The sequence below is a fragment of the Streptomyces solincola genome, assembly GCF_002982015.1.
GTDB classification, from domain to species: domain Bacteria; phylum Actinomycetota; class Actinomycetes; order Streptomycetales; family Streptomycetaceae; genus Streptomyces; species Streptomyces solincola.
Genome location: NZ_PVLV01000287.1, coordinates 22,776 through 36,322, shown reverse-complemented (window position 1 = coordinate 36,322; position 13,547 = coordinate 22,776). Strand labels below are relative to the sequence as shown.

15 protein-coding genes are annotated in these 13,547 nt (G+C 74.6%); 8 read left to right on the top strand and 7 right to left on the bottom strand.

What is annotated here, in order from left to right; all coding sequences use genetic code 11:
• Positions 1-214: 214 nt before the first annotated feature.
• The 3 genes from abc-f (at position 215) to C6N75_RS18940 (ending at position 3,394) form a co-directional block, all read left to right on the top strand.
• Positions 215-1,813 carry a ribosomal protection-like ABC-F family protein gene (gene abc-f, locus C6N75_RS18950; protein ID WP_105870098.1) on the top strand — a complete coding sequence of 533 codons (1,599 nt, stop codon included), beginning with the start codon at positions 215-217 and terminating at the stop codon, positions 1,811-1,813.
• 301 nt (positions 1,814-2,114) lie between these two features.
• Positions 2,115-2,339, top strand: a complete 225-nt coding sequence (locus C6N75_RS18945) for a helix-turn-helix domain-containing protein (protein ID WP_181160535.1) — start codon at positions 2,115-2,117, stop codon at positions 2,337-2,339.
• A gap of 236 nt (positions 2,340-2,575) precedes the next feature.
• Positions 2,576-3,394, top strand: a complete 819-nt coding sequence (locus C6N75_RS18940) for an enoyl-CoA hydratase/isomerase family protein (protein WP_105870096.1) — start codon at positions 2,576-2,578, stop codon at positions 3,392-3,394.
• A gap of 30 nt (positions 3,395-3,424) precedes the next feature.
• Here C6N75_RS18940 and C6N75_RS18935 read toward each other — a convergent pair whose 3' ends face one another.
• Positions 3,425-4,150 (bottom strand): hypothetical protein, encoded by a 726-nt coding sequence (locus C6N75_RS18935; protein WP_105870095.1) that lies wholly within the window; start codon positions 4,148-4,150, stop codon positions 3,425-3,427.
• Between the two features lie 119 nt (positions 4,151-4,269).
• Between C6N75_RS18935 and C6N75_RS18930 the strand changes: the two genes are divergently transcribed.
• Genes C6N75_RS18930 through amaP form a run of 5 tightly spaced genes read left to right on the top strand, consistent with a single transcriptional unit; the run spans position 4,270 to position 6,694 of the window.
• Positions 4,270-4,764 carry an Asp23/Gls24 family envelope stress response protein gene (locus tag C6N75_RS18930; protein ID WP_105870094.1) on the top strand — a complete coding sequence of 165 codons (495 nt, stop codon included), beginning with the start codon at positions 4,270-4,272 and terminating at the stop codon, positions 4,762-4,764.
• Between the two features lie 37 nt (positions 4,765-4,801).
• On the top strand, positions 4,802-4,993 hold the full coding sequence (locus C6N75_RS18925; protein WP_105870093.1) for a hypothetical protein: 192 nt from the start codon (positions 4,802-4,804) through the stop codon (positions 4,991-4,993).
• Positions 4,994-4,997: 4 nt separating this feature from the next.
• Positions 4,998-5,453 carry an Asp23/Gls24 family envelope stress response protein gene (locus tag C6N75_RS18920; protein WP_105870100.1) on the top strand — a complete coding sequence of 152 codons (456 nt, stop codon included), beginning with the start codon at positions 4,998-5,000 and terminating at the stop codon, positions 5,451-5,453.
• Positions 5,450-6,100, top strand: coding sequence for a DUF6286 domain-containing protein (locus tag C6N75_RS18915; protein WP_105870092.1), 651 nt, complete (start codon positions 5,450-5,452; stop codon positions 6,098-6,100). Before C6N75_RS18920 ends, C6N75_RS18915 begins: the two co-directional genes overlap by 4 nt.
• 30 nt (positions 6,101-6,130) lie before the next feature.
• Positions 6,131-6,694: an alkaline shock response membrane anchor protein AmaP gene (amaP, locus tag C6N75_RS18910; protein WP_105870091.1), complete on the top strand. Its 564-nt coding sequence runs from the start codon at positions 6,131-6,133 to the stop codon at positions 6,692-6,694.
• Between the two features lie 24 nt (positions 6,695-6,718).
• Here amaP and C6N75_RS18905 read toward each other — a convergent pair whose 3' ends face one another.
• The 6 genes from C6N75_RS18905 to C6N75_RS18880 all read right to left on the bottom strand — a co-directional run bounded on the left by C6N75_RS18905 (position 6,719) and on the right by C6N75_RS18880 (position 13,312).
• Positions 6,719-7,483 carry an SDR family oxidoreductase gene (locus tag C6N75_RS18905; RefSeq protein ID WP_105870090.1) on the bottom strand — a complete coding sequence of 255 codons (765 nt, stop codon included), beginning with the start codon at positions 7,481-7,483 and terminating at the stop codon, positions 6,719-6,721.
• Between the two features lie 4 nt (positions 7,484-7,487).
• Positions 7,488-9,290, bottom strand: a complete 1,803-nt coding sequence (locus C6N75_RS18900) for a glycoside hydrolase family 15 protein (protein ID WP_105870089.1) — start codon at positions 9,288-9,290, stop codon at positions 7,488-7,490.
• 67 nt (positions 9,291-9,357) lie between these two features.
• Complete coding sequence (locus C6N75_RS18895; protein ID WP_105870088.1) at positions 9,358-10,182, bottom strand: SURF1 family cytochrome oxidase biogenesis protein; 825 nt, start codon at positions 10,180-10,182, stop codon at positions 9,358-9,360.
• Between the two features lie 88 nt (positions 10,183-10,270).
• Entirely contained in the window at positions 10,271-10,507 is a 237-nt protein-coding gene (locus tag C6N75_RS18890; protein WP_105870087.1) for a hypothetical protein, read from the bottom strand.
• A gap of 54 nt (positions 10,508-10,561) precedes the next feature.
• Positions 10,562-11,560, bottom strand: a complete 999-nt coding sequence (locus C6N75_RS18885; protein WP_105870086.1) for a DEDDh family exonuclease — start codon at positions 11,558-11,560, stop codon at positions 10,562-10,564.
• Positions 11,561-11,764: 204 nt separating this feature from the next.
• Entirely contained in the window at positions 11,765-13,312 is a 1,548-nt protein-coding gene (locus C6N75_RS18880) for a S8 family peptidase (RefSeq protein ID WP_105870085.1), read from the bottom strand.
• Positions 13,313-13,547: the final 235 nt, after the last annotated feature.

Genomic DNA, 13,547 nt, shown 5'->3' with positions numbered 1-13,547 from the left:
CAACTGCTTTTCGGCCATGCTCGCGGGGAGAGATCGCCGGTCCCTGCCGCCGGGACCGGCGATCTCTCCCCGCGAGCATGGCCGAAAAGCAGTTGCAAGCGCCCGTTAGACTGGCCCGTATGGCCATTCTCCTCGCGCATTAGAGCGGCAGGCGTCGAAGCCCTAAGCCCCGCCCCGCCGTCCTTCCGCCCCACCGCTGCCCTGGAGTCTGTCCGTGATCACCGCTTCCGGTATCGAGCTGCGCGCCGGCGCCCGCGTCCTCATCGAGTCCGCCTCCTTCCGCGTGGCCAAGGGCGACCGCATCGGCCTGGTCGGCCGCAACGGGGCGGGCAAGACCACCCTCACCAAGTGCCTGGCCGGCGAGGGCCAGCCCGCCGGCGGCGTCATCACCCGCTCCGGCGAGGTCGGCTACCTCCCGCAGGACCCGCGCACCGGCGACCTCGACGTGCTCGCCCGTGACCGCGTCCTGTCCGCCCGCGGCCTGGACGTGCTGCTGAAGAAGATGCGCGCCAACGAGGACCGCATCGCCACCGGCACGGGCGCCACCCGCGACAAGGCGCTGCGCCAGTACGAGCGCCAGGAGACCGAGTTCCTCACCAAGGGCGGGTACGCCGCCGAGGCCGAGGCCGCCACCATCGCCGCCGCCCTCGGGCTGCCCGACCGGGTGCTCGGCCAGCCGCTGCACACCCTCTCCGGCGGTCAGCGCCGCCGCGTCGAGCTGGCCCGCATCCTCTTCTCGGACGCCGACACCCTGCTCCTGGACGAGCCGACCAACCACCTCGACGCCGACTCCATCGTCTGGCTGCGCGACTACCTCAAGACCTACCGCGGCGGCTTCATCGTCATCTCCCACGACGTCGACCTGGTCGAGACGGTCGTCAACAAGGTCTTCTACCTGGACGCCAACCGCTCCCAGATCGACGTCTACAACATGGGCTGGAAGCTCTACCAGCAGCAGCGCGAGGCCGACGAGAAGCGCCGCAAGCGCGAGCGCGCCAACGCCGAGAAGAAGGCCGCGGCCCTCAACTCCCAGGCCGACAAGATGCGCGCCAAGGCCACCAAGACCGTCGCCGCGCAGAACATGGCCCGCCGCGCCGAGAAGCTGCTGTCCGGCCTGGAGGAGGTCCGTCAGTCGGACAAGGTCGCCAAGCTCCGCTTCCCCGAGCCGGCGCCCTGCGGCAAGACCCCGCTGACCGCCGAGGGCCTGTCCAAGTCCTACGGCTCGCTGGAGATCTTCACCGACGTCGACCTGGCCATCGACAAGGGCTCCCGGGTCGTGATCCTCGGTCTCAACGGCGCCGGCAAGACCACCCTGCTGCGCCTGCTGGCCGGGGTCGAGAAGGCCGACACCGGCCAGGTCACGCCCGGCCACGGCCTCAAGATGGGCTACTACGCCCAGGAGCACGAGACCCTCGACCCGGACCGCACCGTCCTGGAGAACATGCGCTCCGCCGCGCCCGACCTCGACCTGGTCGAGGTCCGCAAGACGCTGGGCTCGTTCCTGTTCTCCGGTGACGACGTCGACAAGCCGGCCGGCGTGCTCTCCGGCGGCGAGAAGACCCGCCTGGCGCTCGCCACCCTGGTCGTCTCCTCGGCCAACGTGCTGCTGCTCGACGAGCCCACCAACAACCTCGACCCGGCCAGCCGCGAGGAGATCCTCGGCGCGCTGCGCACCTACAAGGGCGCCGTCGTGCTGGTCACCCACGACGAGGGCGCGGTGGACGCGCTCCAGCCCGAGCGGATCATCCTCCTGCCCGACGGGGTCGAGGACCTGTGGGGCGCCGACTACGCCGACCTGGTCGCGCTCGCCTGACACCCGCCGGGGGCGTCCCGCTCTGGATCATTCGGCCTAGGCGTGATCCATCATCTGAGTGAGAGCGTCTCGTACTCCGGCGTGGCGGCGGGGTGAATCGAGGATTCCGCTCCCGCCGCCGTGTGGCCTCCGCCACACCTCTCTGACCTGCTGTTTCGCCCTGCCCGGGCGGGGCGGCCGCCGCCCGTCGGCCGGCTGGGGTCCCGTTCCGGCCGTACCGACCTCGTCGAATGGGTGGCCAGACGCGCCGGGAGGGGTGATCATGAGAAGACCAGAGCGCACTTCCCACGAGGAGGCACGGGTGGCCGAGACTCTGAAGAAGGGCAGCCGGGTGACCGGCCCCGCGCGCGACAAGCTCGCGGCAGACCTGAAGAAGAAGTACGACTCCGGTGCGAGCATCCGTGCGCTGGCCGAGGAAACCGGCCGGTCGTACGGGTTCGTGCACCGGATGCTCAGCGAATCCGGAGTGACACTGCGGGGACGCGGCGGCGCGACCCGGGGCAAGAAGGCCACGCCGTCGGACTGACACCCCCGGCGTGACCGCCGTACTCCTCGGGCCCTGGTGCCCGCGGAGTGCGGCCTTCGGTCCGTCCCGCCGGGCGGCGCCGCCGTGAGCTTCTCCGGTCCACCCGGTCTCGCCGCACCGCCGAGCGGGTGGTTACTGTGCAGTCACCTACCCGGCGGTCGGCCGTGCGCGGCCGGCCGCCGGGCCACCGTGACACGCGGCCGTGCCGCGGCCGCCGCACCGGACCGGAGCAGCCCATGACCTCGCCCGACCCCGCCCCCGACGCGTCCGCCGCGCACGACCTGCTCGACCAGGACGGCGTACGGCTCACCGTGCGGGACGCGATCGCCACCGTGACGCTCGACAACCCGGCCAAGCGCAACGCCCAGTCGCCCGCCCTGTGGCGGGCGCTGGCCGAGGCCGGGCGCGCGCTGCCCGGCAGCGTGCGGGTGGTGGTGCTGCGCGGTGAGGGCAAGTCCTTCTCCGCCGGCCTCGACCGGCAGGCGTTCACCCCCGAGGGCTTCGACGGCGAGCCCTCCTTCCTCGACCTGGCCCGCGGCTCCGACGCCGAACTGGACGCGGTCATCGCCGAGTACCAGGAGGCGTTCACCTGGTGGCGGCGGAACGACGTCGTCTCCATCGCCGCCGTGCAGGGCCACGCCATCGGGGCCGGCTTCCAACTCGCGCTCGCCTGCGACCTGCGCGTCGCCGCGCAGGACGTGCAGTTCGCCATGCGCGAGACCAGCCTCGGCCTCGTACCCGACCTGACCGGCACCCACCCGCTGGTCGGCGCGGTCGGCTACGCCCGCGCCCTGGAGATCTGCGCCACCGGCCGCTTCGTCCACGCCGACGAGGCCGAGCGCATCGGCCTGGCCAACATCGTGGTGCCCGCCGACGAACTCGACGGCGCGGTGCAGGACCTCGCCGCCGCGCTGCTGGCCGCCCCGCGCGACGCGGTGGTGGAGACCAAGGCGCTGCTGCGGGGGGCGGGCGACCGCACGTACGAGGAGCAGCGCGCCGCCGAGCGCGCCGCCCAGGCCCGCAGGCTGCGCGACCTGGCCGGCCTGGCCGACTGACCCGCGGGCCGCGCGGCCCGCGCCCGAGGGTCAGCCCGTCTCGGTGACCACCACGGTCACCGCGGTGTGCGGGTCGTCCGCGGCGAGCGCCGCGCGGGCCGCGGCGGCCACGTCCCGGGCCCGCCGGCCGGGGGCGGTGGCCAGCTCCACCCGCAGCCGGCCGGCGGTCCGGTGCGCCGGACGGCCCAGTGCGCCGGTCAGCCGCGCCACCCCGGGCACGGCGGCGGCCACCGCCTCGGGTGAGCCCGGTTCCGGGGGGCTGCCCGGCGGCGTGTCCGCCGCCGGCGGGCCGTCGTCGCCGGGCGGGCGCTCCGGCAGGGCGTCCAGCAGCGCGGTCACCCGCAGGTCCACCGCCGCCACCCGCAGGCCCAGCAGTTCGTCGGACGCGGCCAGCACCGCGGCGCGCAGCCGGTCCGCCACCTCGGGCAGCACCGACCCCGCCAGGGCGGCGAACTCCGCCTCCACCCGCAGCGGTCCGGCCGGCAGTGCCCCGGGCGGCGCGGGCGTCCCGGAGGCCGCCCCGGCCGCCCCGCCGGCGGCGGACCGCACCCGCACCCGGCCCGGCACGGCGTCCGGCGCCGCCCGCTCCATCGCGCCGCCCAGCACGCCGGCGGCGGCCCGCTCGGTGATCCAGACGCCGTCGTCCGGGCCGCCGAGCGGCAGCAGCAGGCCCGGCGCCAGCGCACCGCGCACCGCCGCCGCCCAGGTGTGCCCCGTCCCGCCGCCCTGATCGGCCCTGCCCTCTCCGGTGCTCATTCCTCCACCCTGCCGCATCCCCGGCGCGCAACACGCGAACCAGCCGTAATGTGGGCGAAAAGGGTCACACCGCTCCGCCGGGAGAGGCTCCCGGTGAGACGTGGAAGGGATGGACGCTGATGACCGACACGTCGCAGTCCGCACAGGCGGCCCAGGCCGACAGGGCCTCACGGGTCAAGGAGCCGGCCGGGTCCGGCACACGCAGGAGCGGCGATCCCGCGTCCCGGGGCCGCACCACCATCGCGGACGGCGTGGTGGAGAAGATCGCCGGAATGGCCGCCCGCGACGTCGTGGGCGTGCACGCCATGGGCGGCGGGCTCTCCCGCACCTTCGGCGCCGTGCGCGACCGGGTCCCCGGCAGTGGCAAGTCCAACGTGTCCCGGGGCGTCAAGGCCGAGGTCGGCGAGGTGCAGACCGCGCTCGACCTGGAGATCGTGATCGACTACGGCGTCTCCATCGCGGACGTCGCCGGGGCCGTCAGGGAGAACGTCGTCTCCGCCGTGGAGCGGATGACGGGCCTGGAGGTCGTCGAGGTCAACATCGCCGTCAGCGACGTGAAGCTGCCGGACGAGGAGGACGAGGACGAGGACGAGCAGGAGACCCGGATCCGGTGACCCGCCAGGGCCCGGCAGCGTGGGAGAGGAACGCACGATGAACATGGCGGTGGTCGGCCTGCTGGCCGGTATGGCGCTGGGCTTCGCCGGCTACTTCGGCGGATTCGGCGCGTTCGTGCTGGTCGCCGCCCTGGGCGCGATCGGTTTCGTGGCGGGCCGGTTCCTGGAGGGCGACCTGGAGCCCGGCGAGTTCTTCCGGAGCCGCGACCGCGACGACCGGCGGCGGTGACGTGATGGCGGGGGCGACGGCGGCCGACGCCGAGCACGGGCACGGCGGCCCGGACGAGGCCGCGGACACCGCTCCCGGCGGACGGCCGGCGGCCCGGCGGGTGCGGGCGGCCGAGCGCGGCGCGACCAGCGTCGCCGACCGGGTGGTGGCGAAGATCGCCGCCCGGGCCGCCCGGGAGGCACTGGGCGAGGCCCCTCCCGGCCCCGCCCCGGGCGTCCTGCCGGCCGCGGCCAAGCCGCCCCGGACGACGGTCGTCGTCCACCGGGACACGGCCCGGGTGCACGTCAGCCTGGAGCTCGGCTACCCCGCGGACCTGGCCGCCCAGTGCGGCGCGGTCCGCCGCCAGGTGACCCGGCGGGTGGAGACGCTGGCCGGGCTCGCCGTCCGGGAGGTCGCGGTGCACGTGGAGAAGCTGCACTCGCCGTACACGTCCGACGAGGACCGCGGGAGGGTCCGATGAACCGAGCCGAGCCCGGGCCGGCCGAGCCGGAGCCGGCCCACGGCCCGCCGGACGCGGCGACCGGCGCCGACCCCGCGGAGCCCCGCGGGCGGTCCGGCGCCCGGCGCGCCGGCCGCTTCTGGTCGGTCCGGCGGGCGCCCGCCGCCCTGCTCGCCCTGGTCGTGCTCGGCGCGGCCGGACTGCTCCTGTACGACCTGGTGTCGGTGCGCGCCGGGCGGCCCGGCATGAGCTGGCGCAAGGTGCTCACCGGGGACCTGGCGACCCGGTCCCTGGACGACGTGTGGACGGTCGCCGGCGCGGGCGTCGCCGTGGCCCTCGGACTGTGGCTGCTGGCCCTCGCCCTCACCCCGGGGCTGCGGTCGGTGCTGACCATGCGGCCCGGCCCGCACGGACTGCGTGCCGGACTCGGCCGGGACGCGGTCGAACGGGTGCTGCACGACCGGGCCGTGGGCGTCGCCGGGGTGGCCTCGGCCCGGGTGCGCGCCGGGCGCGGCAAGGCCGCGGTCCGCGCCGTCGCCCACTTCCGCGAAGTGCCCGAGGTCCGGGCCGACGTGGAGGCCGCGATGGCCGCCGGGGTACGGGAGCTGGGCCTGGCCCGCCCCCCGGCCGTCTCGGTGCACGTCGTCCGCCCGCCCCGCAAGGGCTGAGGCCCCAACCGGAGCCCCACAGGAGATCGCATGCTACGAGGAGTGAACCGGGCGCTGCTGGGCCTGGCCGGGCTGGTGCTGCTCTGCCTCGGCGGAGCGGTGCTCGCCGTCGTCATCGGGCTGGACGTGCCGTCCTGGTGGCCCTGGCACGACCCCGATGCGGTGCTGCTGACCGACCGGACCCGCGAGCGGATCCCCTGGGCGGCGGCCGTCGCGGTGCCCGCGGCCCTGTTGGTGCTCGCCCTGATCTGGCTCTTCGCGCAGCTGCGGCGGCCGCGGCTGGCCGAGGTGCTGCTCGACACCGGCGACGGCGACGCAGCGGTGCTGCGCGGCCGGGCCCTGGAGGGTGCGATGGCCGCCGAGGCCGAGGCGCTGGACGGGGTGTCCCGGGCCCGGGTCCGGCTGACCGGCCGCCGCACCGCCCCGGCGGCCCACCTCGCCCTGCTCCTGGAGCCCTACGCCGCGCCCCGCGAGACCCTGGCCCGGCTCGGCGGCGGCGCGGTGCGGCACGCCCGCGAGTCGGCCGGCCTCGCCGCCCTGCCCGCCGAGGCCCGGCTGCGCGCCGTACGCCACCCCGGCCGCCGCGTCACCTGACGCGTCACCGGCACGGGCGGGGCGTCAGAATCCGCGGCGGCCGCCGCCGTCGACCGGCACCATCACCCCGGTGACGTACGAGGCCGCCGGCGACAGCAGGAACGCCGCCGCCCGGCCGAACTCCTCCGGCGTGCCGTAGCGGCGCAGCGGCACCCGGGCCTCGGCGGCGGCGCGGGAGGCCGCCGGGTCGCCGGAGAGCGCGTCCAGCTCGCGCACCCGGTCGGTGTCGATCCGGCCCGGCAGCAGCCCCACCACCCGCACCCCGCGCGGACCCACCTCGTCGGCCAGCGACTTGGCGAAGCCGGCCAGCCCCGGGCGCAGCCCGTTGGAGATGGTCAGCCCGGGGATCGGCTCGTGCACCGAGCCGGAGAGCACCAGGCCCACCACCCCGCCGTCCCCCGACTCGGCCAGCGCGGCCGCCGCCGTCCTCGCCAGACGCACCGCGCCCAGGAAGACCGAGTCGAAGGCGGCCCGCCACTGCTCGTCGGTGTTCTCCAGCGCCGAGCCGGGCGCCGGGCCGCCGACGCTGACCAGCATGCCGTCGAAGCGGCCGAAGCGCTCCCGGGCCGCCTGGACGAGCCGCTCGGCCGCGCCCGGGTCGGCGTTGTCGGCGGCCACCCCCAGCGCGTCCGGGCCCAGCTCACCGGCCGCCGCCTCGATGCCCTTCTCGTCCCGCGAGGAGACGACGACCCTCGCGCCGTCGGCCACCAGCGCCCGCGCGGAGGCGTTGCCCAGCCCGCGCGACGCGCCGGTCACCACGTACACCCGATCCTTCAGTCCCAGGTCCATGGCCCTATCCTGCCGTGGTCACCTGCTCGTGCTCCAGCTCGCGTTCCAGCAGCATCGCGGTGTTGACCAGGCCGATGTGGCTGAACGCCTGCGGGTAGTTGCCGAGCTGGCGGCCCGAGCTCGCCTCGTACTCCTCGGCCAGCAGGCCGACGTCGTTGGTGAGCGTCAGCAGCCGCTCGAACAGCTCCCGCGCCTCCTTCACCCGGCCGGTCATCAGCAGCGCGTCCGCCATCCAGAACGAGCACACCAGGAAGGTGCCCTCGTCGCCGGGCAGCCCGTCCACCGAGACGCCCTCGGTGGAGTAGCGGCGGATGAAGCCGTTGTGCGACAGCTCCTCGCGGATCGCGTCCACGGTGCCGATCGCCCGCGGGTCGTCCGGCGGCAGGAAGCCGAACCGCAGCATCAGCAGCACCGCCGCGTCCAGCTCCTTGGAGCCGTAGGACTGGGTGAAGGTGTTGCGGACCGGGTCGTAGCCCTTCTCGCACACGTCCCGGTGCACCTCGTCGCGCATCCGCCGCCACCGGTTGACGTCCCCCGGCAGCGAGGGGTCGTCCTCCATGGTGCGCACCGCCCGGTCGGCGGCCACCCACGCCATCACCTTGGAGTGGGTGAAGTGCCGGCGCGGCCCGCGCACCTCCCACAGCCCCTCGTCCGGCTGCCGCCAGGTCGACTCCAGGAAGCCCAGCAGGCTCAGCTGGAGGTTCCAGGCGTGCCGCTGGGCGGGCAGCCCGGCCTCGCGGGCCAGGTAGAGGGAGTCTATGACCTCCCCGTACACGTCGATCTGGAGCTGGTCCACGGCGGCGTTGCCGGTGCGCACCGGCGCTGAGCCGGCGTACCCGCGCAGCCACGGCAGCTCCGCCTCCGGCAGCCGCCGCTCGCCCGCCAGCCCGTACATGATCTGGAGGTCCGCCGGGTCGCCGGCCACCGCCCGCAGCAGCCAGTCGCGCCACTCGGCCGCCTCGTCGACATAGCCGGCCGAGAGCAGCGCGCCCAGGGTGAGGGTGGAGTCCCGCAGCCAGCAGAAGCGGTAGTCCCAGTTCCGCACCCCGCCCAGCTCCTCCGGCAGCGAGGTGGTCACCGCGGCGACGATCCCGCCGGTGGGGGCGTAGGTCATCGCCTTGAGGGTGATCAGCGAGCGGAGCACCGCGTCCCGGTAGGGGCCCTGGTAGGTGCAGCGCGAGGCCCACTCCTCCCAGTCCTCCAGGGTGTGCCGCAGCGCCTCGTGCGGGTCGATCTGGCCGGGCCGCTCCTCGTGCGAGGGGTGCCAGGTCATCACGAAGGCCACCTTCTCGCCCTCGGCGACGTCGAACGCGGAGGCGGTGGAGAACTGCTGGCCCCAGGTGCGCACCTCCGGCTCGCTGCGCAGCCATATCGAGTCCGGGCCCGCGACCGCCACCCGGTGCCCGTCCACCCGGCGCACCCACGGCACGATGTGCCCGTAGTCGAAGCGCAGCCGCAGCACCGAGGACATCTCCACCGTGCCGCTGACGCCCTCCACGATCCGCACCACGTCGGGCGCCTCGTCGCGCTGGGGCATGAAGTCGAGCACCCTGACGGTGCCGGTGCGGGTCTCCCACACCGTCTCCAGGACCAGCGAGGCGCCCAGGTAGCCGCGGGACGAGCACCGGCCGGCGCCCTTGGGCGCGAGCCGCCAGTGCCCGTTGTCCTCGGTGCCCAGCAGCGCGGCGAAGCAGGCCGCGGAGTCGAAGCGGGGCAGGCACAGCCAGTCGATGGAGCCGTCCATGCCCACCAGAGCGGCGGTCTGAAGGTCGCCGATGAGGGCGTAGTCCTCGATACGTTGTGTCACGCTCTGGCGTCTTCCCACCTGGTACGGCCGCTAAGCCCGCCGTACCTCCACCCAGGAGGGCCGCGCGCTACGGGGCCGCGACCGCCTGCGGGCGCTCGCCGTCCCCGGCCGCCCCCGCCTCCGTCTCCGCCCCGGCCGCCGTCCGGGCGGCCAGCCGGTCGCGGCGCTCGCGCCGCACCAGCACCCCCCAGCCCACCGGCACCGCGGCGACGAACAGCCACCACTGCACGGCGTACGCCATGTGGGGGCCGATCGAGTCGTGGTCCGGCTCGGGGATCTGCTCGGGCGAGCCGCCGGCGGGCGCCGGCGCGGTCTGCTCCACATAGCCGCCGAGCACCTCGCGGCCCAGGGTCTTCGCCGCCTGGCGGCTGTCGATCAGCATCACCTGGCGCGGCGGCAGGCCCTTCAGGTCCTTGATGCCGCTGGCCCCGGTCGTCTCGTCGGCCTTCAGCCGGCCGGTGATCGTCACCCGCCCCTTCGGCGCGGGCGGCACGTCCGGGTAGGTCATCTGGTCGGCGGCGGCCGGCGCCCAGCCGCGGTTGACCAGCACCGCGCGCCCGTCGGCCAGGACGAGGGGGGTGAGCACCAGCACGCCGATCCGCTCGTCGGCGGAGGTGCGCCGGCGCACCACCACCTCGTGCGCGGCGTCGAAGGTCCCGGTCGCCGTCGTGCGCCGCCAGTAGTCCGAGCGGGGCACGGTGTGACCGGGCGAGGTCAGCTCGGTCACCTCGACCGGCTCGGCCCGCAGGTTCTCCTCGATCAGCCCGTTCTGCGCCACCCGGTGCTCGTGGCGGTGGTACTGCCAGAAGCCCAGCTCGACCATCACGGGCATCAGCACGAGGGCCAGCAGGGTGAGGATCACCCACTGCCGGGACAACAGGAAGCGGTACACCCCATGACCGTACAACTCGGGCCGCGGGCCGCCGGGCGCGGGGGTGCCGGACGGCGGCCCCGCGCCCGCCTGCCGCCCGGGGCGCCTCTCAGACCGCGTCGACGATGCCGACCGCCCCCCTCTCCGCGCGGGCGCAGTGCGCCCCGCAGAACCAGTGCCCCTCCACTTCGACGCCCTGCCCGATGATCTGCACCCGGCAGTGCTCGCAGATCGGCGCCATGCGGTGGATCGCGCAGGCGAAGCAGTCGAAGACGTGCACCGCGCCCTGCGCGTGCACCTCGAAGGACATCCCGTAGTCGTTTCCGCAGACCTCACAACGTGCCATGCGCCACAGGGTGCGGCGCGGCGCGGCCGGGCCCGGGGAGCAACGCCCGGCCGATCACCCGTCTGCCGCCGAGCCCCCTGCGGGCGCCGGGGCGACGTCCCGCAGCAACTGGGTGAAGGCCGCCTCGTCGATCACCGGCGTGCCGTACGCCTTCGCCTTGACCGTCTTGGAGGTGGCCGAGTCCGGGTCGTTGGTGACCAGCACGCTGGTCAGCCGGGAGACGCTGGTGGCCACGTGCAGCCCGGCCTCCGCCGCCCGGTCCTCCAGCAGCTCCCGCTCCACCGAGGTGTCGCCGGAGAACGCCACCCGCATCCCCTGCACCAGCGCCCCGCCCACCTGGTAGCGCCCCGGGTTCGGATACGGGCAGGCCGGCCGCTTCCTCGACGGTCGCCAACCGCCCCCGCCCGGACGGTACGAGGCCTGCCGGCCGATCCGCGGCCCGGGGGAGGGGGCCGCCGCCCACTCGGTCAGCGGCAGGCACTCCAGCAGCGGCAGCCGTATGTTCCCCGCGGCGGCCGCGTGCAGGCTCGGCCGGAACGCCTCGGCCAGCACCCGGGCGTCGTCCAGCGCGTGGTGCGCCCGCTGCTGGACCACGCCGTAGTGGCCGGCCAGCGCCTCCAGCTTGAAGTTCGGCAGCGGCAGGCCCAGCTCCTTGGAGAGCGCGATGGTGCACAGCCGCTGGCGCACCGGCGCGGTCCGCTCGGCGCGGGCGTACTCGCGGGCGATCATCGACCAGTCGAAGACCGCGTTGTGCGCGACCAGCACCCGGCCGTCCAGGCGCGCGGAGAACTCGGCGGCGATGTCCGCGAACAGGGGGGCGCCCGCCAGCACGTCGCTGGTCAGTCCGTGGATCCACACCGGGCCCGGATCGCGCTCCGGGTTCACCAGCGTGTACCAGTGGTCCTCCACCTCGCCGCGCGCGTCCAGCCGGTAGACGGCGGCGGAGACTATCCGGTCGTCCCGGGCGAGCCCGGTGGTCTCCACGTCGACGACCGCGTACCCCTGCGGGTAGGCGGCCGGCCAGGTGCCTGCTGTCGTCGGATCGTCGAGCATGGTTCCCGAGAATAGAGGCCGCCACCGACAACGCCGCCCCGGGCGGTCCCGACGGCCGCCCGGCAGGGGCGCGTTGACCGGGAGGAATGTCCGTTTGGTAGGGATACGGGGTGCCTGACGGCTCGTCGGCTCCCCCGACGGGAAGGGGGCCTCCCCGGTGCGTCGCACCCGGGAAGCCCCCCGCTCCGACTCGGTCCGGCCGCCTTACTTGCGGACCGCCCGCAGCGCGTTGATGATGCCCGCGCCGTAGAAGCTGTTGTCGTCCTCGTCGCCCGTGCACACCGCGTCGACGGTGCCGTCGCCGTTGATGTCGTAGGGCTCGGGGCACGCGGTGCTCTCGGCCTGGCTGGTCAGCAGCCGCTCCACCTGGTTCGCCGAGGCGTTCGGGTGGGTGGACTTGATCAGCGCGGCCACGCCCGCCACGTGCGGGGAGGCCATCGAGGTGCCGGCCTTGTAGTTGTAGCCGCCGTTCACCGTGGTGGACAGGATCAGGCCGTTGACGGCCGGGGCCTGCGGCGGCTGGTAGGCGGTGGAGTCACCGCCCGGGGCGGCGATGTCGATGACGCCCAGGCCGTAGTTGGAGTACGAGGACTTCAGGCCCTTCGCTCCGGTCGCCGACACGGTGATCACACCGTCCAGCATGGTGGGGATGTCCGGGCAGACCGACGGGTCGACCTTGCGCTCCACCGGGGTGGTGTCGTTGGGGCTGGTCGTGTCGGTGATCTCGTCCGCCGCCAGGTCGGTACGGGAGTTGCCGGCCGCCGCCACGTTCACGGTGCCCTTGTCCCAGGCGTACCGGGTGGCCCGCTGCAGCGCCTCCACCAGGGCGCCCTGGTCCAGGTCGTTCTTGCAGGTGAACTGCCACGGGTCCACGTAGTAGCTGTTGTTGGTGATCTCGACGCCGCGCTCGGCCGCCCACATGAAGCCGCAGACCACGGCCTCGGTGTAGAAGAAGCCGTCCGGGGTGGAGACCTTGATGCCGGAGACCTTCACGCCGGGGGCGACGCCGGTGACGCCGACGCCGTTCTTGGCGGCGGCGATGGTGCCGGCCACGTGGGTGCCGTGGTCGCTCTCGCCGGCGGCCGGCCGCCAGGAGCCGGGCGTGGTGTCCGCCTTGCCGCTCACGCAGTTCGCGGAGGCGGCGGTGTCGAAGTTCGGCGCCAGGTCCGGGTGGGTGTCGTCCACGCCGGTGTCGATGACGGCGACCGTCACCTTCTTGCTGCCGAGGGTCTTCTCGTGCGCCTTGTCGGCCTTGATGGCCGGCAGGTCCCACTGGAGCGGCTCGAACGGGTCCTGGTCGTCCTCCGCCTTCGCCGCGGCGGCGCGTGCCTCCTTGGCGGTCAGCGGCTGCTCGGCGGCGCGCACGTCGGTGGTCGTGGCGGCGGCCAGCGGCGCGGTCCGGGTCGCGCCCGCGGACTTCACGCCCCGCACGGTCCGGATCGTCGTGCCGAAGTCCGGGTTCGTCGAGTGGACGACGATCACGCCTATCTTGTCGTACGACGTGACGATCTCCCCGCCCGCCCGGGATATCGCCTTCTTCACCGCCTTCGCGGTCGCGCTGCTGCCCGAGCCCGCGACGTTCACCACGTACGACAGCTTCGGACCGTCGGTGCGCACGGTCGCGACCGCGGCCGCCTCCTGCTGCTGCGGCGCCGCGGCGGCGGCGGCCGGCATCAGGCCGAGCGAGGCCGTGAGGGCCAGACCTGCGGGCAGCGCGAGTACACGCCCGCGTCCGGTTCCCAGATGAGCCATGGGTTCTCCACATCATCCGTGACGTCCGTCCGCACACGGCTGCGTGTGGACGGGTACATGACGAGCGAAGCTATCCCGATCATCCCCGACCTTCAATGGCTGGAAGGCAGTTGGGACCGGAAGGCAATCCTCCCCATCCGCCTGCCGCCTGCCGCCGCCACTGGAGGCGCTCGGCTCGGCGGAAAATCGGCGCAGGTGAACCGCGTCGCCGCGGCGTCCGTGCCGTTGTTGTGTC